The sequence below is a fragment of the Ruminiclostridium papyrosolvens DSM 2782 genome, from assembly GCF_029318685.1.
Lineage (GTDB): Bacteria > Bacillota > Clostridia > Acetivibrionales > DSM-1351 > Ruminiclostridium > Ruminiclostridium papyrosolvens.
This window is the reverse complement of sequence record NZ_CP119677.1, coordinates 2,526,805-2,552,989: the sequence shown is the minus strand read 5'-3', so window position 1 is coordinate 2,552,989 and position 26,185 is coordinate 2,526,805. Positions and strand designations below refer to the sequence as shown.

General features: G+C 46.6%; 2 protein-coding genes. Both read left to right on the top strand.

Annotated elements, in window-relative coordinates; translation table 11 throughout:
* Positions 1–5 precede the first annotated feature (5 nt).
* Positions 6–16,517 (top strand): SDR family NAD(P)-dependent oxidoreductase, encoded by a 16,512-nt coding sequence (locus tag P0092_RS11530; RefSeq protein WP_276186892.1) that lies wholly within the window; start codon positions 6–8, stop codon positions 16,515–16,517.
* On the top strand, positions 16,514–26,182 hold the full coding sequence (locus tag P0092_RS11525) for an SDR family NAD(P)-dependent oxidoreductase (protein WP_276186891.1): 9,669 nt from the start codon (positions 16,514–16,516) through the stop codon (positions 26,180–26,182). Before P0092_RS11530 ends, P0092_RS11525 begins: the two co-directional genes overlap by 4 nt.
* Positions 26,183–26,185 lie beyond the last annotated feature (3 nt).

The following is a 26,185-nucleotide window of genomic DNA, read 5'->3' as shown; positions in this document are numbered from 1 at the left end:
TAACAATGAAAATAAATTTAGAAGCAAAATCAAATGAATTAATTACGGTTTATACTGATGACATTCCCTCAAGTATTCAAAATATAAAAAAGTACATTCTCGAACAAGAACCTAAGGTACAGCTCATGAGCGCAGATATAAGCCAGCAAATTAAGGAGTTGAATCAATTTCTCTGCCAAATGCTTTGGGGCCAGTTACAGTTGATGGGTGTTTTTTCGGGAAAGGGTTCTATTGCAGACCTCAAAACCAAAGGAGGACTGATTGATTTATACCATAGGTGGATGGAAGAAAGTATAGAGGTTCTGACGAAAAATAACTATCTCCTGTATGATGGGGAAACATATGCTGCAACAGGTACAACCCAAGTAGACACTAACCTTGTATGGAAAGAGTGGGATCTAAAAAAAGAAATATGGCTTAAAGATCCCCAAATATATAGCCAGGTTGTTTTAAGCGAGGCAACACTTATTGCTCTACCGGAAATTCTGACTGGTAAAATCCCAGCCACTGATGTGATATTCCCAAATTCATCCATGGAGCTGGTTGAAAGGGTTTACCAGCATAATGTAGTTGCGGACTATTTTAATGAAGTCCTTGCCGATACTTTAGTCTCCTATGTCCAAGAGCGCATAAGGCAGGATTCAACGGTGCAGTTACGTATCCTTGAAATTGGTGCCGGAACTGGGGGAACGAGCGCTATGGTCTTTGCCAAGCTTCAGCTATACAGTAAACATATCCAGGAGTACTGTTATACCGATATATCCCAAGCATTTTTGCAGCATGCTGAAAAAGTGTATGGTACACAGAACCCTTATTTAAAATATAGAATCTTTAATGTCGAAGAGCCGATGGCTGGGCAAGGAATGAGTGCCGGCCGGTACGATATTGTCATTGCAGCAAATGTGCTGCATGCTACCAAAAATATAAGGCAAACTTTACAAAACGCGAAAGCTGCCTTGAAGAAAAATGGTTTAATCCTACTAAATGAGATTACCGGCAAGTCCTTGTTTTCCCACCTAACCTTTGGACTCTTAAAGGGATGGTGGCTATATGAAGATGCAGGGTTACGCATTCCGGGCTGTCCCGGGTTATCTCCTCAAACATGGAAAGCAGTACTGGAAAGTGAAGGCTTCCGGTCGGTATTTTTTCCGGTGGAAGAGGCCGGGGCTTTAGGCCAGCAGATTATTGCCGCCGAAAGTAATGGTGTTGTCCGCCAAAAACAGGGATTAAAACTGGGTAGATCTCCTGAAATGCCTGTTGCCCGGCTAGACAGGCCGACGGTTCCGGTTAAGCGGGCCCCTGTGCATGAACCTTCGGCAGCACCTGGAAAAATGGTTACGCAAGACTTGTTGCGAGAAAAAAGTACGGCATATATCAAGAAATTAATTGGCGAAACTCTTGGAATGCCGGTTCATAAGATAGATTCGTCAGAGCCATTGCAGAAATACGGCATAGACTCAATTTTGGTGGTTAAGTTGACTGATACTTTACGCAAGGTATTTGCGAACATTGGCAGTACATTGTTTTTTGAATATCAAACCATTGATGATTTAATACAATATTTCATGGAAACACAGAAGGATAAATTAATTGCTCTGGTAGGACTGGAAGAAAAGGAACCGGGCAGGGAAAGCTTCGGCAATGTAGGGTCGCCGGGACTCCCGCCAATGCCTGCTTTACCGGGATACAGAAAAACCAGGCGTTCCCAATTGCCTGAAACAGAGCCTGAGAAGCCCGCACCGTCCAATTTCATTGCTCAGGATATTGCAATTATAGGGCTTTCCGGACGCTACGCCGGTGCGGATAATGTTAACGAATTCGGAGCAAATTTAAAAAAAGGGAAAAATTGCATTACAGAAATTCCTGGAGACCGTTGGGATTGGCGGGAATATTTTGATCAAGCCAAAGGTAAACCAGGGTCGGTATATACAAAATGGGGTGGATTTATAAGAGATATTGATAAATTCGACCCGTTATTCTTTCATATTTCTCCTGCTGAGGCTGAATACATGGATCCCCAGGAGCGCTTGTTCCTGGAAACGTGCTATGCCAGTATCGAAGATGCGGGATACACACCTGCAAACCTTTGTGAGAGCGGTAAAATCGGTGTATTTGCAGGAGTTATGAATGGGAACTATTCTTCAGGGGCTAGTTATTGGTCTATAGCCAATCGGGTTTCCTACCTTTTCAATTTTCAGGGACCAAGTATAGCCATAGATACTGCCTGCTCATCTTCCTTAACGGCTGTTCATCTGGCTTTGGAAAGCATATACAGCGGTACAAGCGAGTGTGCCATTGCCGGTGGGGTCAATCTCATTGTAGACCCTGTCCATTATATGAGGTTAGCAGCGGCAACAATGCTCTCAGCAGGCGACAGTTGCAAGTCCTTTGGAGATCAGGCGGATGGTTTCGTTGATGGTGAAGGCGTAGGGGCAATCGTCCTGAAACCTTTAGCAAGGGCAATTGAAGATGGAGATCATATTTATGGCATAATTAAGGGAAGTATGATTAACGCTGGAGGAAAAACCAACGGGTATACTGTACCCAATCCCAATGCCCAAGCACGGTTGATTTCCGAAGCATTGCAGCGGACAAAGGTTCATGCCAGAACAATCAGCTATATTGAAGCCCACGGGACAGGTACGGCGCTGGGAGATCCCATCGAGATCGCTGGTCTGACCAAGGCTTTTGAGAAAGATACCACGGTCAAGCAGTTCTGTGCTATCGGATCGGTAAAGTCGAATATTGGACATTGTGAGAGTGCGGCAGGCATTGCTGGGTTGACTAAAATATTACTGCAGTTCAAATACCAGCAGCTGATGCCTTCCTTGCATTCCCAAACACTTAACTCCAATATTGATTTTGCCGGCACCCCGTTTGTAGTACAGCAAGAAATTGCTCCATGGAAACGGCCTGTAATTTCCATAAATGGTGAGACAGCAGAGTGGCCGAGGATTGCGGGTATTTCTTCCTTTGGAGCGGGAGGAGCCAATGCCTTCGTAGTCATTGAAGAATATATACCCAAAGACCAGGCTCGGCGGTCAATTGACATTTTAGTTCACAATCCTGTTATTATTGTGTTATCGGCCAGGAATGAGAACCACCTCGGTGAGCAGGTGCAGCGATTGTTGTCCGCCGTACACGAGCAGCAATTCTCAAAAGACAGCCTTGCCGACATTGCCTATACTCTGCAGGTGGGACGCGAAGCTATGGAAGAGCGTTTGGCTGTGATTGCGGGCAGTATCAAAGAACTTGAGGAAAAGCTGCAAGGCTATCTGGAGGGTCGGGATGACATTCCCGATTTGTATCGCGGACAGGTCAAGCGCAGCAAGGAGACCCAGGCTATTTTTACAGCGGATGAGGATATGCAAAAAGCTATTGAGGCTTGGATTACAAAAGGCAAGTACGGCAAATTGCTCAGCCTCTGGGTTGATGGTCTATCTTTTGATTGGAACAAGCTCTACAGCAGCATCAAGCCTCATCGCATTAGTCTTCCCACCTACCCCTTTGCCAGGGAGCGTTATTGGGCGGCTAAAACAGCTACAGCAGCACCTGTAGCAACCTCCGTTCATCCGCTGCCGCATCAAAACACCTCCAACCTCTCCCAACAGAGGTTCACTTCAACATTTCCGGAAGCAGAAGAAGCCTTTGAACTGATGACCTTTGAAGAAACATGGCAGGAGCAGGTATTGCCGGACAATTCTTCAGCCAGGATTAAAGCCATGGTCTGTTTTCTTTCGGATTCTAAAAAGCAGCAAGCGGCAATTGAAGCAGTGCAGGCTCTTGACGGGCAGACCAGCGTGATTTTCATCTCCCAAAGCACCAGCTACCGCAAACAATCCGAACAGGCCTACCGCATATCACCCAAAGACCCGGACACCTATAAGGATGCCTTCAAGAGCATACGTGAGGATTATGGAAATATAGATGCCGTCCTCTATCTATGGCCTTTGGAGGACAAAAAACATATAAGGGATTATTCCTGTATCGTACATATCCTGCAGGGAATTTCCTTCTCAAAACTAAAACCCAGCCACATCCTTCTGGCTGCTCAATATGAGGACATGCTGGAACGGTGTCACCTTGAATCGTGGATTGGCTTTGAGCGCTCCCTGGGGCTTGTTATGCCAGATACCCGAATTGCGGCAATCATGCAGGAGAGCGAAGAAAACCGGGAACCGGATATAAAGGACTGGCTGCAGAAGCTCTGGAGAGAGATGCCGACCCCAAAAAACTCAAGTATCCTGTACCAGGAGGGCAAGCGGTATATTTGCCGGATACGTCCAACAAAAATGGAGCCGGGAAACAGCCTGCTGAAGCCTGGAGGAACCTACCTCATTACAGGCGGCTGCGGCGGGTTGGGACTCCAGCTTGCAGGACATCTGGCAAAAACGCAGCACGCAAATCTCATACTGACCGGTCGGTCCCCCATGGATGAAAAAAAACAAATGAAGATAAAAATACTGGAGGACTTAGGCGGCCAGGTATTGTACCTGCAGGCGGACGTCTGTGACCAGGCCCGCATGAAGGAAGGCTTGAGTCAGGCGAAGGAACGCTTCGGGGAGATACGGGGAGTCGTGCACGCGGCAGGGCTTGCAGGGGGAGGAAGCATCCTGGACAAGGACATTTCAAGCTTTGAAGAGGTGCTGGGACCCAAGATCAAGGGAACGATCATACTCGATGAGCTACTTTGCCGGGAACCCCTTGATTTTATCTGTTATTTCTCTTCAAGTGCAGCAATACTAGGTGATTTCGGCTCCTGCGACTATGCTGTTGGCAACCGCTTTCTGATGGCTTATGGGCATTATCGTAATAATCAGCAGCCCGGCAAGGCGGTTGTCATTAACTGGCCGCTCTGGAAGGAAGGCGGAATGGGAGCTAAAGAAGGCGATAATGCTGAAATGTATCTCAAATCCAGCGGACAACGTTTTTTGGAAACCGAAGAGGGCATTTTCATGTTCGACCGCTTGCTGGCACAGAACAATATACAGCATCTGGTACTGGCGGGACAGCCTGGCCGGGTGCACAGCTTTTTAGGGCTTGCCGGGAACCAATCCCAAGCACAGACCCCTGACATATACAAGCCTTCAGGCAAGGGAAGACGAACCGAGATGAAGGGGCTAAGCCTGGAGCAGTGTTTGGAGTGGGACTTGAAAGAACTTGCCGGGAATGTATTAAAAATCCCACGGGAGAAACTGGACAAAGAGGAGAACTTTGCGGATTTTGGCTTTGATTCCATCAGTCTGGCCCGGTTTGCAACCATATTAACCGGTCATTATGGAATTGAAATTACCCCTGCCGTGTTTTTTGGATATTCCACCATTGAAAGACTTACACAATACTTTTTTACAGAGCATCAACAAGCTATCCAGAATTTTTATCGGGAGGATGCTGCTAAGCAGGCAGTTCTACAAAAAGCCCCGCAAGCAGCTTCGTCCGAGCAGGGAGCTGGAAGCTTCATGCTTGCCGTAGATAGCACTCCCCAGAGTATTCCGGAGCCCATTGCAGTCATAGGGATGAGCGGGCGGTTTCCGGGAGCCGATACGGTCGGTGAATTATGGAATAACCTGAAGGATGGCAGGGAATGTATTACAGAAATACCTGCAAGCCGCTGGGATTGGCAAAAGTATTATGGAGACCCTCATCAGGAAGATGGCAAAACCAATTCCAGGTGGGGGGGATTTATATCCAATCCGGATCAATTTGACCCCCTGTTTTTCGAAATCTCACCAAAAGAGGCAGAAGTCATGGATCCGCAGCAGCGTATATTTCTGGAGGAAGCATGGCATGCCTTGGAGGATGCAGGTTATATGGGTGAAAAAATCAGAGGAACGTCATGCGGAGTATATGTTGGCGTCGAAGAGAGCCAGTATGGAATGGTAACTGGTGGGAAAGGACAGCTCAACAGTAACCAGAATGCCACCCTATCTGCTCGTATCGCCTATTTATTAGATTTAAAAGGTCCGAATCTAGCGTTAACAGCCGCGTGTGCATCCGGTTTGGTGGCTATTCACCATGCATGTCAAGCCTTGCGTCAAGGGGATTGCAATATGGCACTGGTAGGTGGTATCGGTTTATTGGTTACCCCTATGATATATTTAGCATTAAGTCAAGCTGATATGCTGTCCTCGGATGGAAAATGCTATGTATTTGAACAGCGTGCTGACGGATTAGTGCCTGGTGAAGCAGCAGCTGTTGTTCTGCTCAAGCCTTTATCTAAAGCGATATCAGATAAAGACCATATATATGGATGTATTAAAGCAAGCGGAGTAAATTACAATGGCAGGGGTAATGGAATAACAGCCCCGAATCTTGTGAGCCAGACGGAGTTGATTAAAAACATTTATAATAAATATGATATCAATCCAAGCAATATACAGTATGTATTATCCCACAGCGTGGGCTCAAAGTTTGGAGATTCTATAGAGGTCGAAGCCTTAACAAATTCTTTCAAGCAATACACAAATAAAAAGCAGTTCTGTACTTTAGGCTCCGTTAAACCTTTAATCGGACACACGTTTGCTGCTTCCGGAGTAGTTAACTTAATCAGTATGCTCATGGCGATGAAATATCATACCATTCCGGCTTTGCCTAACCATGAAGCTAAAAACGAATATATAAATTTTATAGAAAGCCCGTTTATTATAAGCAAAGAGAATCAAGCATGGATTACTGAAAATGGTCAGAAAAAATTAGGTGCAATCAGTAGTACTGGAATCAGTGGTACTAATGCCCATGCAGTAATCGAAGAATATCTTCCTCCGCAGGAAGAACCCATTTGTCCCTTGAAAGATTTGCCGCAGATTATAGTTTTTTCTGCCAAAAACCCGGACAGATTGCGAGTAATTATCCAACAAATGCTTGATTTTTTAAATAGTGAGTCATCTGCCGGCATACGCTTGCCGGATATAGCCTATACTCTTCAGACGGGAAGGGATGCCATGAAAGAGAGAGTGGCAATTGTTGCTTCCTCAAAACAAGATTTGTGTTCAAAATTGGAAGCCATTATTTCTTCTCGCCATGCGGAGATGTTTCCAAAAGAAATTATCACGGGAAATATTGAAAAGATAAAAGAAGACAGCAAGAAACAATTATCTGACAGGGAAGGAATTGAAATTATAATTAAGAATGCTCTGGAGGGGCGGAACTTGAACCAATTCGCTCTACTTTGGGTGGAAGGGTTTAATATTCCTTGGGAGAAGCTACATCAGGATGAAGCAGTAAAGAGAATTTCGTTGCCTGCTTATCCGTTTGCAAAAAGGAGATGCTGGATAGATATTAACCAAAACAATAATCCCGAAGAAAAATGTGCAGCAACGCTGGAGCAAGAATATAAAAACAAAGCAGTAGAGTTGTATACAATTATAACCAGAGATAGTAAAAAAGAGTTTCAGGAAGAATATCTAACGTTTTGCCCCTTTGAAGAAAAAATCCCTGGATTTTCTATGAGCCGCGTCTTTTTGCATCCTGAGCAATTCGCTGCCGAAGCAGAGTTGGTGAAAGCAAAACAAATAGAAATGCGCCAGGTGCTCTTTTGCAAGGAGGATTTTAATCAAATTAAAAAACTGCTTGATATCGGCTGTGGACATGCGACGGATATCATTCAAATAGCAGCGCTCTACCCCAATATTAAAACTCATGGCTTCACCATCACAAAAGCTCAGGCAGAGTTGGGGAACCAACGAATTGCTGAGATGAAACTGGGTTCCCGCGCACAGGTATTCAATCGAGACAGCTCGAAAGCACCTTTTCCTGATTGCTATGATCTCATTATTGGAATCGAAGTCTGTTGCCATATCCGCGACAAGCATAGCTTGTTCAAGAACATTTCTGCATCCCTTGATGAGGATGGAAGAGTACTTTTAATGGATTTTATAGCCAATTTACGCGGGTCGATTGTAGATCCCAATATTGAAATCAGCATTGCAACCAGCAAAGATTGGATTGATATTTTTTCTACATATAACCTGGTGATCGATGAGATCATTGATGTATCCAGGCAGATTGCCAATTATACCTATGATCTAGAATTGGAACAAAACATCAAACACCTGCCGGAGGTATCACAGAATTCCTTGAGGAACTATGCAAACCAATCTCTCTCTATTGAACAGGGATGGCTCAGTTATTGCCTGTTCAAGCTGAAAAAGGATACAAAACGCTCTAAATCAGAACTTCTGGAGGATAATGCATACAAACTTGCGCATAAGACGCCATACTCTAAAGCATTGACAGAGATGCTTGACCAGGGATATATTCCCTATCCCAAAAGTCTGGACAAGACTTTTTCAAATCAGCAAAATGACAGCAAAAATCATCAGCTCATTGATAACAAGATTCATACCGGGATACTAAAGGATCTGACAATAATTAGTGAAATACTGAGGGAAGAGTTTCTCACGGTATTGGGCTTGGAGCGGACGGACTTGGAAGAGGCAGAAACATTTCAAGGGCTAGGGGTTGGGTCAATCAATGCAGTTAAGCTGTTAGAAGCGATTAATACCAGATTCAATCTGGATTTACCTACAAGTGTCATATTTGAATTTAATACATTGGATTCATTGGCAAAGTATATCGCAGAATATGTACCTGAGCTAACAGAACAAATTATGTCTGTAAATCAAGCGGCCGGCCAATTACAGGAAGTCCTCTCTGAGGAAAAACATACAAAGGTAAACGTTGTCAGCAATTTGGACACACAACTCCAAAAATCAACTGATGATATTGCCGTGGTTGGCCTTTCCTGCCGATGTGCGGGAGCTAATGGACAGAATGAATTTTGGGACTTGTTGAGACAGGGAAAAGATTGTATTCAGGAGATTAAGAAACAATCCTGGCTTGACTTCTTTGATGCAAATTCTTTAAATATGGTTCCCAGCAGATACGGAGCCATAGAAGATATCGAATTTTTCGATTCGTTATTTTTTAAAATCTCTCCAAAAGAAGCAGAATCAATGGATGTTGCGCAACGAATCCTTTTGCAGGAATGCTACAAAGCCTTGGAGGATGCCGGTTATACCCCTTCTTCGTTGCAGGGGCGGCAAGTGGGGACAATAATCGGCACTATGGGAAATGTTTCAGTAACTCAGGATTTTTCTCATTTTTCCATGTTGGGTTATGATACCAGCATACTAGCGGCACGTATTGCCTACTTTTTAGATCTGAAGGGACCTGCCATGGCAATAAATACCGCTTGCTCATCCTCCCTAGTAGCTGTTGATACAGCTTGTAATAAATTGAAAAACCATGAGATCGATCTGGCAATATCCGGAGGAATTACGATTTATTCAAATCCAGGAGCATTTATAACGATGAATAACGCTGGGATGCTTTCTCCTACAGGAGAATGCCGCCCCTTTGACAATGAAGCTAATGGCATTGTTGTAGGAGATGGCGTTGGGGTTGTTATTTTGAAAAGACTTAAGGAAGCTCAGCGTGATAACGATTTCATATATGGAATCATCCGGGGCAGCGGCACCAACCAGGATGGACAGACATCAGGGATCACCGCCCCCAGTTTTCTGTCCCAGAGTCAATTGCAGGAATCGGTTTATAGGCGAAACCATATTGCTGTTGAAGACATTCAGTACATAGAGGCACATGGTACTGCGACCAAGCTGGGGGACCCCATAGAAATAGATGCGTTAAGCGATTCTTTCAAAAAATTCACGGCAAGGAAGTGTTTCTGTGCAATCGGTTCCATGAAAGCCAATATCGGCCATACAACGGCAGCTGCAGGAGTATTGAGCTTGATAAAAGTGCTCCTGAGCATGAAAAACAAAGAGATGGCGCCCTCCATTAACTTTACCAAGGGAAATGAACATATTGACTTTGAAAATAGCCCTGTTGTTGTGAATACGACCTTGAAAGAATGGCCGGTAAATTCTAAGGGCAGCCGCTTGGCAGCCATAAATTCCTTCGGGTTCAGTGGTACCAATGCCCATATCGTGGTAGAAGAGTATCCGGCAAATTCCCAAGGCTCAGTAAAGGTTGAAGGAGCTACACCGGGATTGCTTGTTCTATCTGCAGAGAGTGAAGAAGTATTGCGGGAGTATGCAAGGGAGACAAAGGAATTTATCCAAGCTTGCAACGATTTTAACCTGGCCGATTTACTTTATACTTTTCAGGTTGGCCGGGCAAGCATGTCATATCGTTTAGCTTTGCTGAGCAATAACAAAGAAATGTTGCTTGCGAAATTGGAGCAATTTATAGAAGGTAATGTTCCAATAGATAGTTTTTTTGGAAAAACCGGAAAAAATAATGTCATAAATTTAGGTGATACAGAAGAAGGGAAAGAGTATATTCAAAGATTAATTAAGAATAATAACACAAGAAAATTAGCCGAACTATGGGTCAACGGCAATCAGATCGATTGGAAAGTAATATATCAAAAAGGAGCAGTTAGGCGATTACCAGGCCTGCCTACCTACCCATTTGCAAAAAAACGCTATCGGATACCGGAGATTGAGGTCAAACCAGTCAGCAGCACGGCAGCAATTGCACCAGCTATTCATCCTCTATTGCACCAGAACACCTCTACTCTTGCCGAACAACGTTTCACCTCTGTCTTCACTGGACAGGAGTTATTCCTGGCAGATCACAAAATAAATGGTCAGAATATCTTACCCGGTGTAGCGTATCTGGAAATGGCCCGCGTGGCAATTGAAAAGGCTGTCGGAGCCTCGGATGAAGCTCTGATACGGCTTGAGGATGTGGTCTGGGTTAGGCCAATTACTGTGGAGGGACAGCCAATCCAAGTGCACATCGCTCTCTACCCTGAGGAAACCGGCCGGATTGCCTATGAGATTTACAGCCAGCCAGACCAGAACAACACCAAGCCGATAGTGCATAGCCAGGGAGCAGCAGTGCTGGGCATTGCAAAGGAGCCTCCGGTTTTGGTACTCAAAACGCTGCAGACTCAATGTACCCAAACCATCCTTTCAGCCTCACAATGCTACGGGGCCTTCAAATCTGCAGGGTTTGACTATGGTCCTACCCTCAAGGGGATAGAGCGGGTGTACGTGGGTTCGGGTCAGGTGTTAGCCAGATTATCCTTGCCCACAGCCATCTCCGATACTCAATGTCAGTTTGTTCTGCACCCTGGCATGATGGACTCTGCCCTTCAGGCCTCGATCGGTCTAATGATGAGTATGGTATCGTCCGGTGGTGGTATTGGCTCGAAACTATCTCCACCCTTCGCCCTGAACGAACTTCAGATATTTGGAGGCTGCACTTCTGCCATGTGGGCTCATATCCGTTATAATGATGATAATGTATCTGGGGACAGGGTGCTAAAGCTCGATATCGATCTGTGCGATGAACAAGGTAGGGTTTGCGTTCGGATGAAAGCAGTTTCGTTAATAATGCTGGAAGGAGATATCCAGATTGGTAATCCAGAGAAAGCAGTTTCTTATGAAACATCCATCAAGCCGCTCGTAGGAACCTTTATGATGAAACCGGTATGGGATGTGGACCTTATAGAAAAGGGCCAAGCCCTGCCATACCCAACCGATAGGGTTGTAATTGCAGGAGACGATAAAGGCGACAGAAGTGTCATAATGCAATACTATCCCAACGCGCAGGTATTGCATATTCAGTCCGATGATACCATAGAGGCAATAGTCAAAAGAATTAAAGAGCAGGACAGCATTGATCACATCCTGTATATTGTTCCTTATCGCCCATTGAAATCCCAGGCAGATGAGGCCCTGATTGAGGAGCAAGAAAAGGGTGTCCTCCAGATTTTCAGAATGATCAAGGCCCTGTTACGCTTGGACTATGGCGATAAAGTCTTAGGATGGACTATAATTACCGTCCAGACCCAGCCTATTAATAAAAATGATGTGGTGAATCCAACGCATGCTTCGCTTCACGGACTTGTGGGTTCCATGGCCAAGGAGTACCCAAACTGGCAGGTGCGGCTGGTTGACCTGGAAGCTGACTGTACCTGGCCTATGGAAGATATTTTTACACTGCTTCCAAATCCTCAGGGCAACCCATGGATTTATCGAGGACAGGAATGGCATCGCCAAAAGCTGATTCCATTTCAAAGCCCTCCATTTGAATGGACCCTATACAAGCCGGAAGGAGTATATGTGGTTATTGGAGGTGCCGGAGGTATCGGCGAAGCTTGGAGCGAGTATATGATTAGCACCTACCACGCGAGAATCATCTGGATCGGACGCAGGCAAAAAGATGAAACTATCCAGGCCCAAATTGACAGACTGGCCGCCCTGGGGCCGGAACCACAATACATCTCAGCTGATGCCGCCAATCGGAATGCACTGCAAAAAGCATACGAACAGGTCAAACAGCTGTATGGACAGATAAATGGGGTAATCCACTCGGCAATCGGTTTACTGGATCAAAGTCTGGCAAATATGGAAGAAGAACGCTTTAGGGGCGGGCTTTTAGCCAAAGTTGATGTGAGTGTGCGCCTGGCTCAGGTTTTTAAACAGGAACCCTTGGATTTTGCACTGTTTTTCTCATCCATCGGTGCATTTGCAAAAGATCATGGAAGAAGCAATTATTCTGCAGGATGCTCCTTTGAGGATGCTTTTGCCAATTACCTCTCCCGGGAATGGCCTTGTGCGGTGAAAGTTATGAACTGGGGATATTGGGGTAATGTTGGCGTCGGTAGTGTTATCCCTCAGGTTTTTAAGAATAGCATAGCTATGGCAGGACTCAGCTCTATCGAGCCCTCGGAAGCTATGGATGCCTTGGAGAGACTCCTGACCGGACCAATAGACCAGATTGCCTTGGTAAAAACCACCAAACCTCTTGTCATGGAGAGAATCAACCCTCAGGAACAAATTGTGATATACCCGGAAAATATCCACTCGTATATCCATAAAATAAAGAACCGCATCTTGAAGCAGGGTTTACAGGACAAAAATATGAAATTGGAAATTGGCGTGCACATGCAGGAGATAGATAGCCTCCTCTGCAAGTTACTCTTTGGTCAATTGCAATCCATCGGGTTGTTTACGGAAAAGAACTTTATGATAGACGATCTGGAAACAAAAGGTCTGAATCATCTATTGAAAAGGTGGCTGGCAGAAAGCATAGTGGTTTTAACCAGTAATAATTATCTCAGCTTTGACAAAGAGGTATATACCGTAGCAGACCCCACCCCGATAGGTATCGAGGCTGTATGGAATGAGTGGCACCTAAAAAAACACCCATGGCTAAACGAGCCCAATACAAGAGACAAGATAATACTGGTAGAGGCTACTTTACGGGCATTACCGGACATCCTCACTGGAAAAGTACCTGCTACAGACGTCATGTTCCCGAACTCCTCCATGGAATTGGTCGAGGGAATTTACAAGAACAATCCGATTTCGGACTACTTCAATGGAAATCTGGCGGATACTCTGGTTGCGTATATTGAAAAACGTAGGCAGGACCAGTCTGGGCGGTTGCGCATAATTGAGATTGGCGCCGGCACTGGGGGGACCAGCGAAATGGTCTTTGAGAAAATAAAGCCTTTTAGGGATTACATAGAAGAATATTGCTATACCGATGTCTCCAAGGCATTCCTGTTGCATGCTGAAAAAGAGTATGGTTCGGACAACCCCTATCTGACGTTTCAGATATTTGACGTGGAAGCTCCGATTGCCAAGCAAAATATATCTGCGGGAGGATACGATGTGGTGATTGCCGCTAATGTCCTGCACGCCACCAAGAACATCAGGCAAACACTGCGCAACATCAAAGCAATTCTGAAGAAAAACGGACTGCTCCTCTTAAACGAGATAAGTGGAAATACCCTGTTTACCCACTTGACCTTCGGTCTTTTGGATGGCTGGTGGTTGTACGAGGATACAGCGCTACGCATACCAGGGTGCCCCGGACTATCTTCCCAAACCTGGCAATCAGTACTGGAAGATGAGGGATTCCAACAGGTTTTCTTCACGGCGCAGGAAGGGCACGTATATGGCCAGCAAAACATTGCTGCCGAAAGTGATGGGGTGGTCCGGCAAAAACTTCTTGAACCGGATACTGAGAAAAAGAAGGACGGGATGACGTTGAAGAAACCACAGAAATTTCCTGTGAGAAAAGTGGGTGGACCAACCCAGGATTTAATACGGGAGAAGAGTACGGCATATTTCAAAAAAATAATAGGTGATATCTTAAAAATTCCGTGTAATGAGATAGATTCTTCAGAACAATTGGAATCATACGGTATCGATTCAATTCTGATTGTTCAGTTGAGCAATACCCTGCGTAAAGTATTCGAAAATATAAGCAGTACCCTGTTTTTTGAGTATCAAACCATTGATGCCATAGTTGATTATTTTATGAAGACTCAAAGGAGTTCGTTAATATCTTTAACAGGATTGGAAGATAATAATCCTACCGAGGGGCAAGGTAGTGATGAAGAAATTTTCATACCGCCCAACCCGCTACATCAGAATTACACATTTAGAGTATCTGAACACCCATTTGTACTTCATAAACGGCCAATTGAAAATCCTGAATCGCAACAGTATAGAGAACCCATTGCCATCATAGGCCTTAGTGGGCGTTACCCACAGGCAAAAGACATACAAGAGTATTGGGAGAATTTGAAAGCAGGCAAAGACTGCATCACTGAAATACCTGAAGAGCGTTGGCCGCTGGAGGGATTCTATTATCCGAACTCCAAAGGAGCTATACCTCAAGGTAAAAGTTACAGCAAATGGGGAGGTTTTATAGAGGGATTTGCAGACTTTGACCCACTTTTCTTCAATATCTCGCCCCGCGAAGCGATCAATATGGACCCGCAGGAACGATTATTTATTGAGTCATGCTGGGGAGTGCTTGAGGATGCGGGATACACCAAGGAGCAGCTTGCAACGAAGCATAATCAGAGGGTCGGTGTTTTTGCAGGAATCACCAGAACAGGTTTTGATTTATATGGCCCTGATTTATGGAAGCAGGATGAAAAATTTTCTCCCTATACTTCCTTCTGCTCGGCGGCAAATAGAGTTTCCTACCTGCTAAACCTGCAAGGTCCCAGCATACCCATTGATACGATGTGTTCCTCCTCATTGGTCGCAATCCATGAAGCCTGTGAGCATATCCATAATGGAGAATGTGAAATGGCTATTGCAGGCGGGGTAAATCTATATCTTCATCCTTCAAGCTATATTGGACTTTGTGCGCAGAATATGCTGTCTGCAGACGGAAAGTGCAAAAGCTTTGGAAGAGGGGGCAACGGGTTTGTACCAGGCGAAGGGGTAGGATGCATTTTGTTAAAACGCTTGTCTCAGGCGGTGGCAGATGAGGATCACATTTATGCCATCATACGGGGGACCAGAATTAATCACGGTGGCAAGACCAATGGATACACGGTTCCCAACCCAACCGCCCAGGGAGAGGTCATTCGGACAGCGATGGATAAAGCAGGGGTGGATGCCAGAACAATCAGCTATGTTGAGGCTCATGGCACAGGGACAGAACTTGGAGACCCGATCGAAATTTCAGGACTTACCCAGGCATTCCGGAAGGATACCCATGACACAGGCTTCTGCGCCATAGGTTCTGTAAAAACCAATATAGGTCATCTGGAAGGAGCAGCCGGAATTGCAGGGGTAACTAAAATCCTGCTTCAGATGAAACACCAGAAGATTGCTCCCAGTCTGCATTCCAGTGAATTGAATCCCAACATTGATTTTGCCGGTACCCCCTTTATTGTTCAGCAGGAGCTTGCGGAATGGAAGAGGCCACATATCAAGATTGATGGAGAAACCAGTGAATACCCCAGAATTGCCGGCATCTCCGCCTTTGGAGCCGGAGGATCAAACGCCCACGCAGTGATTGAGGAATATATTCCAAAACTAAAAAGACCTCAAATACAGGTTACCCGCGGGAATCCGGCTATTGTTGTGCTGTCCGCCAGAAACGCAGACCGCCTTCACGAGCAGGTGGAGCGACTCCTTAATGCAATTCAGGTACAGCGGTTATCCGACACTGACTTGGCTGATATTGCCTACACGCTGCAGGTGGGACGCGAAGGCATGGAAGAGCGTCTGGCTGTGATTGTGGTCAGTATCAAAGAACTTGAGGAGAAATTAAAGAGCTTTCTGGAAGGTCGAAATGAAATTCCAGATTTGTATCGCGGGCAGGTCAAACGCAACAAGGATACCTTGGCTTTTTTTACGGCGGATGAGGATATGCAAAAAGCTATTGAAGCCTGGGCCGTAAAAGGGAAGCATACAAAACTTGTGAATCTATGGGTCAAGGGCCTGAGCTTTGACTGGAACAAGCTTTATGGCGATATCAAGCCCTGCCGTATCAGCTTGCCCACCTATCCCTTTGACAGGGAGCGTTACTGGGTGCCGGAAAGTAAAAAACAGATAGAGACGACCTCATTACCTCTTCAAAGTAGCATCCAATTTGATGAAAAGTTTTATGATCTACTTATTGATGAAATCATGAAAGATACTATAAGCATTGATACTGCTATTCAAAAGGCAGAAGATTTTATATCTATGCAAAATGGATTCCCGGTATTAGGAGGAGAATTATGAAAGATTTTATGCGATACATTTTTGGTGAAGTAAAAAACAATCGATTGTCGAAAATGGATGCGATAGGTTTGATACGTCAATTTCAAACTCAAGCTATTTTTAATAAGCCTTATTCCATTCACCCCCTTTTGCATCAAAACACCTCCGATCTCTCCGAACAGAGGTTTACTTCAACATTTACCGGCCGGGAGTTCTTTCTGGCAGATCATGTAGTACATGGACAGCAGCTCCTGCCTGAAGCAGCCTGTCTGGAGATGGCCCGGGCAGCCGTCGAGCAGGCAGCAGGAGCCTTGGAACAAGCCAAGGTGCGGCTTAAGAATGTGGCATGGGCTGAACCAATTGTTATAGGTGATCGGTACATCCAGATACATATCGGACTATACCCTGAGGAAACGGGCTGGATTGCCTACGAGATTTACAGCAAACCGGATGAAGCAGGCGAAGAACGGATAGTGCACAGCCAGGGATTGGCGGTGCTGGACACTGACCGGGAGGCTCCTGTCTTGAACATATCTGCCTTACAGGCACAGTGTAGCCAAAGCTCCCTTTCCTCTTCACAATATTACGAGGCCTTTAAGGCGATGGGATTTGACTACGGCTCTGCCCACCGCGGGCTTGAGCAGGTCTTTGTAGGGCAGAGTCAGGTATTGGCCAGGCTTATACTGCCGCCGTCAGTGGCTGCCACCAAAGACCAGTTCGTACTGCATCCCAGCCTGATGGATTCCGCCCTGCAGGCCTCAATGTGCTTGATGATGAATGATGGCGAAATAATGCCATACAATAGCAACACCCCCGGAAGGCCCGCCCTGCCCTTTGCCCTAGAGGAGTTTGAAGTCTTTGAAAGCTGCCTCCCCACCATGTGGGCCTTGGTTCGCCGCAGTGAGGGCAGCCAGGCAGGGGACAGGCTGCAGAAGCTGGATATCGACCTCTGCGATGATGAAGGCAAGGTGTGTGTGCGGATGAAGGGATTCACGGCCAGGGTAACAGATGGGGAACCGGGATTAACAGAATCTTCGGCAATTCATGGAACACTGATGCTTAAACCCTGCTGGAGGGAACAAGCCGTGGCTGGGAAAGTCCAGTCCCATGAATATGGGCGGCACCTGGTGATTCTTTGCGAACAGACTGAAATTACCCCTCAAAGCATTACAGACAGGATGGACAAGATATACTGCCTCGCCCTGCAATCCCCGCAGCAGGGGATCGGTGAGCGGTTTCAAACATATACTGCACAAGTCTTTGAGGAGATAAAAAATATCCTCAGGGACAAGTCCAAGGACAAAATACTGGTTCAGATAGTAATTTCCACCCAGAAGGAACAGCAGCTCTTCTTTGCACTCTCCGGCTTGCTGAAAACCGCTCAACTGGAGAATCCGAAGCTGACAGGACAGATGATTGAAGTGGAGCCTGAGGAAGACTCAGGAAGGATTGTAAAGAAGCTGCAGGAGAACAGCCAATGTCCCCTTGACAGCCAAATCCGGTATCAGTCCGGTAAACGTCTGGTTGCCGGGTGGAATGAAGTTGAAGCTTCAGAGGAAGAAGAGACCGTTCCATGGAAAGCCGGGGGAGTCTATTTGATTACGGGAGGAGCCGGTGGACTGGGACTCATATTTGCTAAAGAGATTGCCAAGAAAGCCAAGGGTGTTGCTCTAATCCTTGCCGGTCGCACTCCGCTGGGCGAAGACAGGCAGGCCAGGCTTGAAGAACTGGAGGCTCTGGGTGCCCGCATCGCATACAGGCAAGTCGATGTGAGCGACAGACAGGCTGTTACCGACCTGATCCAAAGCATCAGAAATGAATTCGGCAGCCTCAACGGCATCATTCATGCCGCCGGAGTGATCAAGGACAATTTCATCATAAAGAAAACCAAAGAGGAGCTCATGTCGGTTCTGGCCCCCAAGGTTTTGGGAGCGGTGAACCTGGATGAGGCAAGCAAAGACCAGAGCCTCGACTTCTTCATCCTCTTTTCTTCGTTAGCCGGAGTCATAGGCAACGCTGGTCAGGCCGACTACGCGGCAGCCAATGCCTTCATGGATGCGTATGCCGGCTACCGGAATGAATTGAAGGTTTCGGAGCAACGCTGCGGTCGTACATTGTCGCTAAACTGGCCGTTATGGAAAGAGGGCGGGATGCGCGTCGATGAAGAGACAAAGAGGATGATGAGGCAAAGCATGGGCATGGTCGCCATGGAGACAGGGAGCGGCATCCGTGCCCTGTACCGGGGCATTGGCTCGGGACAGGTTCAGATGGCAGTGATGGAAGGCAATGCAGCACAAATGAAGCAGAAGCTGCTGATTGCGGTTCCTGCTGCTGCACGACCTCAAAAAACTCCTGCTGGATCTGATTCTACCACAGAAATCAATACAGGCAGCTTGCTCATTAAGCTGCAGTCTGACGTTGAGCTGACCGTTTCCATATTGCTCAAGGTCAAGGTTCAGGATATTGATGCGGATGCCGAGCTGAGCGAGTATGGGTTCGACAATGTCAAGCTGGCGGAGCTGGCCCATGAAATTAACAGGAAATATAGCCTTGAACTTACCCCCGCTGTACTTTTTGAACAACGGACTATCCACAGTCTTGCAGAATACCTGATTGCAGAATATAAGAATGTGTTTGTAAAACGATTCGAGCAGGAAGCTTTTGAAACAACCAATAAAATTCATCAAATAGATCCGGGTCTGCTGCGCGAAAAAACTCTGCACCAATTCAAAGCTCTATTCGGAGAAGTCATCAAGCTGAGTGTTGCCAAGATAGACCCCGACGAGTCCATGGAAAATTACGGAATTGATTCAATTGTGATTACCCAACTCAATTATAAGCTTGCAGATATTTTTGGAGGATTGTCAAAAACCTTATTCTATGAATACCAGACCATGGGAGCTCTGGTAGAATATTTGGTGACAGATTACCCCCAAAAATGTATGCGGTGGACAGGGATCGAAGATGAGGTGCAGCTAATTCCTGAAGTATCCTCAACAACGCTACCTGTCAAAGGTGTATTTCGTAAACTAGCTTCATTCAAAGCAGAAAAAAAACAGGAACGCAGTTTTACTGTTATGGCTCCAGCCAATAGAGTCATGGAACCCATTGCCATCATAGGCCTTAGTGGGCGTTATCCACAGGCAAAAAATATACAAGAGTATTGGAGAAATTTAGAATCGGGCAAAGACTGTATCACTGAAATACCTGAAGAGCGTTGGCCGCTGGAGGGATTCTATTATCCGAATTCCAAAGGAGCTATACCTCAAGGTAAAAGTTACAGCAAATGGGGAGGTTTTATAGAGGGATTTGCAGACTTTGACCCACTTTTCTTCAATATCTCGCCCCGCGAAGCGATCAATATGGACCCGCAGGAACGATTGTTTATTGAGTCATGCTGGGGAGTGCTTGAGGATGCGGGATACACCAAGGAGCAGCTTGCAACGAAGTATAATCAGAGGATCGGTGTCTTTGCAGGAATCACCAGAACAGGATTTGATTTATATGGCCCTGATTTATGGAAGCAGGGTGAAAACATTTTTCCCTACACTTCCTTCAGCTCGGTGGCCAATAGGGTTTCCTACCTGCTAAACCTGCAAGGTCCCAGTATGCCCATTGATACGATGTGTTCCTCCTCATTGGTCGCAATCCATGAAGCCTGTGAGCATATCCATAATGGAGAATGTGAAATGGCTATTGCAGGCGGGGTAAATCTATATCTTCATCCTGCAAGCTATATCGGACTTTGTGCGCAGAATATGCTGTCTGCAGACGGAAAGTGCAAGAGCTTTGGAAGGGGGGGCAACGGGTTTGTACCAGGCGAAGGGGTAGGATGTGTTTTGTTAAAACGCTTGTCTCAGGCGGTGGCAGATGAGGATCACATTTATGCCATCATACGGGGGACCAGTATTAACCACGGTGGCAAGACCAATGGATACACGGTTCCCAATCCAACCGCTCAGGGAGAGCTTATTCGTACAGCACTCGAGAAAGCAGGGGTGGATGCCAGAACAATCAGCTACATTGAGGCTCATGGTACCGGGACAGAACTTGGAGACCCAATTGAAATTTCAGGGCTTACCCGAGCATACCGGAAGGATACCCAGGATACAGGCTTCTGCGCCATAGGCTCCGTAAAAGCCAATATAGGCCATCTGGAAGCAGCAGCCGGAATTGCAGGGATAGCTAAAATCCTGCTGCAAATGAAACACCAGAAGATCGCTCCCAGCCTGCATTCCAGTGAATTGAATCCCAACATTGATTTTGCCGGTACTCCATTTATTGTCCAGCAGGAGCTTGCGGAATGGAAGAGACCACAGATCAAGATTGATGGAGAAACCAGTGAATACCCCAGAATTGCCGGCATCTCCGCCTTTGGTGCCGGAGGATCAAACGCCCACGCGGTGATTGAAGAATACATTCCAAAACTAAAAAGACCTCAAATACAGGTTGCACGCGGGAATCCGGCTATTGTCGTGCTGTCCGCCAGAAACGCAGACCGTCTTCACGAGCAGGTGGAGCGACTCCTTAATGCAATTCAGGTACAGGGGTTCTCCGACAATGATCTGGCTGATATTGCCTACACGCTGCAGGTGGGACGCGAAGGTATGGAAGAGCGTCTGGCTGTGATTGCAGGCAGTATCAAAGAACTTGAGGAGAAATTAAAGAGCTTTCTGGAAGGTCAGGATGACATTCCTGATTTGTATCGCGGGCAGGTCAAGCACAACAGGGAGACCCTGGCTGTTTTTACAGCGGATGAGGATATGCAAAAAGCTATTGAGGCCTGGGTCGTTAAAGGGAAGCATGTAAAACTTGTAGATCTCTGGGTCAAAGGCTTGATATTTGACTGGAACAAACTCTATGGAGAGACCAAACCCTGCCGTATCAGCCTGCCCACATATCCCTTTGCCCGGGAACGTTACTGGATGCCTGACATTGAGAGCACTCCAGCCGTGCATAAAAATACTTCCCACCTCTTTAAAAAGAGGTCCGCTTCAACACTTACCGGCCGGAAGCTGGATCATGCAGCATCAAAAAGCAACCCGGTTCAGGAAGCACAGGAAGCCTTTGAACTGATGACCTTTGAAGAAACATGGCAGGAGCAGGTATTGCCGGACAATTCTTCAGCCAGGATTAAAGCCATGGTCTGTTTTCTTTCGGATTCTAAAAAGCAGCAAGCGGCAATTGAAGCAGTGCAGGCTCTTGACGGGCAGACCAGGGTGATTTTCATCTCCCAAAGCACCAGCTACCGCAAACAATCCGAACAGGCCTACCACATATCACCCAAAGACCCGGACACCTATAAGGATGCCTTCAAGAGCATACGTGAGGATTATGGAAATATAGATGCCGTCCTCTATCTATGGCCTTTGGAGGACAAAAAACATATAAGGGATTATTCCTGTATCGTACATATCCTGCAGGGAATTTCCTTCTCAAAACTAAAACCCAGCCACATCCTTCTGGCTGCTCAATATGAGGACATGCTGGAACGGTGTCACCTTGAATCGTGGATTGGCTTTGAGCGCTCCCTGGGGCTTGTTATGCCAGATACCCGAATTGCGGCAATCATGCAGGAGAGCGAAGAAAACCGGGAACCGGATATAAAGGACTGGCTGCAGAAGCTCTGGAGAGAGATGCCGACCCCAAAAAACTCAAGTATCCTGTACCAGGAGGGCAAGCGGTATATTTGCCGGATACGTCCAACAAAAATGCAGCCGGGAAACAGCCTGCTGAAGCCTGGAGGAACCTACCTCATTACAGGCGGCTGCGGCGGGTTGGGACTCCAGCTTGCAGGACATCTGGCAAAAACGCAGCACGCAAATTTCATACTGACCGGTCGGTCCCCCATGGATGAAGAAAAACAAATGAAGATAAAAATACTGGAGGACTTAGGCGGCCAGGTATTGTACCTGCAGGCGGACGTTTGTGACCAGGCCCGCATGAAGGAAGGCTTGAGTCAGGCGAAGGAACGCTTCGGGGAGATACGGGGAGTCGTGCATGCGGCAGGGCTTGCAGGGGGAGGAAGCATCCTGGACAAGGACATTTCAAGCTTTGAAGAGGTGCTGGGACCCAAGATCAAGGGAACGCTCGTACTCGATGAGCTACTTTGCCGGGAACCCCTTGATTTTATCTGTTATTTCTCTTCAAGTGCAGCAATACTGGGTGATTTCGGCTCCTGCGACTATGCCGTTGGCAACCGTTTTCTGATGGCTTATGGGCATTATCGTAATAATCAGCAGCCCGGCAAGACGGTTGTCATTAACTGGCCGCTCTGGAAGGAAGGCGGAATGGGAGCTAAAGAAGGCGATAATGCTGAAATGTATCTCAAATCCAGCGGACAACGTTTTTTGGAAACCGAAGAGGGCATTTTCATGTTCGACCGCTTACTGGCGCAGAACGATATACAGCATCTGGTACTGGCGGGACAGCCCAGCCGGGTGTACCGCTTTTTAGGGCTTGCCGGGAACCAATCCCCAGCACAGACCCCTGACATATACAAGCCTTCAGGCAAGGGAAGACGAACCGAGATGAAGGGGCTAAGCCTTGAGCAGTGTTTGGAGTGGGATTTGAAAGAGATTGCCGGGAATGTACTGAAAATCCCACGGGAGAAACTGGACAAAGAGGAGAACTTTGCGGATTTTGGCTTTGATTCCATCAGCCTGGCCCGGTTTGCAACCATGCTTAACGGTCATTATGGAATTGAAATTACCCCTGCCGTGTTTTTTGGACATTCCACCATTGAAAGACTGACACAATACTTTTTTACAGAGCATCAACAAGCTATCCAGGATTTTTATCGGGAGGCTGCTGCTGCGCAGGACGTTCTGCAACGAGCCCCGCAAGCAGCAGCTTCATCCCGGCAGAGAACCGGAAGGTTCAGGTTTGCCACAGGGAGTACCCCCCAAGGTGTTCCGGAGTCCATCGCTGTCATCGGGATGAGCGGACGGTTCCCAGGAGCCGACACAGTCGAGGGACTATGGAACAACCTGAAGGACGGCAGGGAATGTATTACAGAAATACCTGCAAGCCGCTGGGACTGGCAAAAATATTATGGAGACCCTCATCAGGAAAATGGCAAAACCAATTCCAGGTGGGGAGGATTTATATCCAATCCGGATCAGTTTGACTCACAGTTTTTCGAAATCTCACCGAGAGAGGCGCAAGTCATGGACCCAAGGCAGCGGCTTTTGCTGCAGGAAGCCTGGAAGGCACTGGAGGATGCCGGATACGGAGCCAAACAGATTAAAACAAACAGGATCGGAATGTTTGTGGGTGCTGAACAGGGAGACTACCAGCTGCTTGTCAAAGAAAAGGCCAGTGTAACATCCAACAACAACGCAATTCTGGCTGCCCGCCTGGCATACTTCCTGAATCTCAGCGGCCCCGTGATGGCGATTGATACCGCCTGTTCATCCGGTTTGGTGGCTGCTCATCAAGCCTGCTTGAGCCTGCGCGGCCATGAGTGTGATACCGCTATTGCCGCGGGCATCAATCTGATGCTCACACCACAGGCGTATATAGGGATGAGCCAGGCCGGTATGCTGTCTGCGGACGGCAAGTGCTTTGCGTTTGACAAGCGGGCCAACGGCCTGGTCCCTGGAGAAGCGGTGGCTGCAGTAGTACTCAAACGGTTATCCAGGGCTGAAGCAGACGGAGACCCGATCTATGCCGTCATCCAGGGCAACGCTGTCAATTATGACGGCAGAACTAACGGAATCACCGCTCCAAGCGGGGTTGCCCAGACCAGCCTTCTGAAGGCGGTCTACGATCAGTTCAAAGTGAACCCGGAAGAAATAGAATACATTGTAACCCATGGTACCGGGACCAGGCTCGGTGATCCTGTTGAGATCAATGCCTTGTATGATGCCTTTAAAGGCTATACAAGCAAACAAGGCTATTGTGCACTTACCTCAACGAAAACCAATTTCGGACATACCTTTGCGGCATCCGGACTGCTCAGTCTAATCAGCCTGGTGGAGGCATTACGCCATGAAACGATTCCTGCCAGCTTACACTGCGAACAGGAAAATGACTATATCAACTGGAAAGAAAGCCCCTTCTATGTCAACAAGGCTGCCAAACCCTGGCCAAAGAGAGATGGCAAAGTCCGTACTGGTGCAGTGAGCGCATTTGGAATGAGCGGCACCAACGTCCACATGGTTGTCAGGAGCTATTCCGGGAAAGACACCGGATCATTTCAGGAGCAGCCCCCGTACTATCTTCTTGTCCTTTCGGCCAAGACCGAGGATGCCCTGCAGGAAAAAATACAGGACATGATTACAGTACTGCAAAACAAGGGACAGGACCTGCTGAGGATAAGCTACACCGGGCTTGAGGGGCGTCAGCACTTCAACCATCGCTGTGCCATCGTTATTCAGGACCACGACGATGCTATATACGTATGGAAACAGGCAGGCAGCAGGGAAAGACTGCCGAACCTGTTCAAGGGAAAAGTCCCACAGGATTTTAAAGGCCAAAAGGTGGTACAACAGTATGCCCAGGATATGCTCAAACAAAGCAAGTCGTTACAGTGTGACAGGAGCAAATATCAGGAAATGCTGTTTGCCTTGGCAGATTTTTATTGTCAAGGCTATGAGATTGATTGGAGCGGGCTTTTCGGCGGAAAAAGGATTAAGCGCATCAGCCTGCCGACTTATCCTTTTGCAAAAGAGCGATACTGGATACGGGAGACAGATATATGCGAGGATAAAGGTATCGTTGGTGCCCAGACGAAAGGTCTAAACTACAAGGAAGGATTGCAATCATCAACTTCCCCTAATTCTTTAAAGCCCGTGTCGGTAATAAAGCAGGCTATTCCAAACAAACCTGCAAAAACGGGCAAGCCCGCCGGGATATCATTGAGGTCTATTTCAGAAGAGCTCCCATCATATAAACCGATAGATCAAATAAAACGGTCAGTGGCATTATCCCCTACAGGGACTTTTACATTGCAGCCGGAAGTCAACTATAAACCAGAAGCTGCCATGCATATTCAAACGGGTATATCGCTGGAAGCATTGCAGGAACAACTGGCAACAAGCCTGGCAGAAGCCTTATATATGAAAAGAAGCGATATCGATGTTTATAAAGACTTTACTTCCATGGGTGTTGATTCGATTATAGGTGTGGAATGGATTAATGTAATTAACAAGAAATACGGTACTTCAATTCCGGCAACCAAAATCTATGATTATCCGAATATTTGTGAGTTTGCCAGTTTCCTGGAAAAGGAATTGAGTAAAAATCCTTCCCCAGCGTCATGTGATGTGCTGCAATGGCCAGCAATTAAGAATGAATTAAAGCCTGTAACGCATAACCAAATAGCCAATTCAGCGGAATCTTTACAAGAAGAGCTTGCAACAAGCCTGGCGGAAGCCTTGTATATGAAAAGAAGCGGTATCGATGTTGATAAAGACTTTACTTCCATGGGTGTTGATTCGATTATAGGTGTGGAATGGGTTAATGCAATTAACAATAAATACGGTACATCAATTCCGGTAAGCAAAATCTATGATTACCCAAATATCAGTGAGTTTGCTGTATTTATGGGAAAGGAATTCAATAAACAGGGGAAAGTATGTTCTTTGGATGAATTGCTGCAACAGGTATATCAAGGAAATTTAGATGCTAAGCATGCATTAAAAATATTTAATCAATATATTTCTGATGAAGAAACGATATGAAAA

Coding starts and splice junctions, on each gene's coding strand:
- P0092_RS11530 (WP_276186892.1), top strand. CDS start 6: ATGAAAATAAATTTAGAAGCAAAATCAAATGAATTAATTACGGTTTAT.
- P0092_RS11525 (WP_276186891.1), top strand. CDS start 16,514: ATGAAAGATTTTATGCGATACATTTTTGGTGAAGTAAAAAACAATCGA.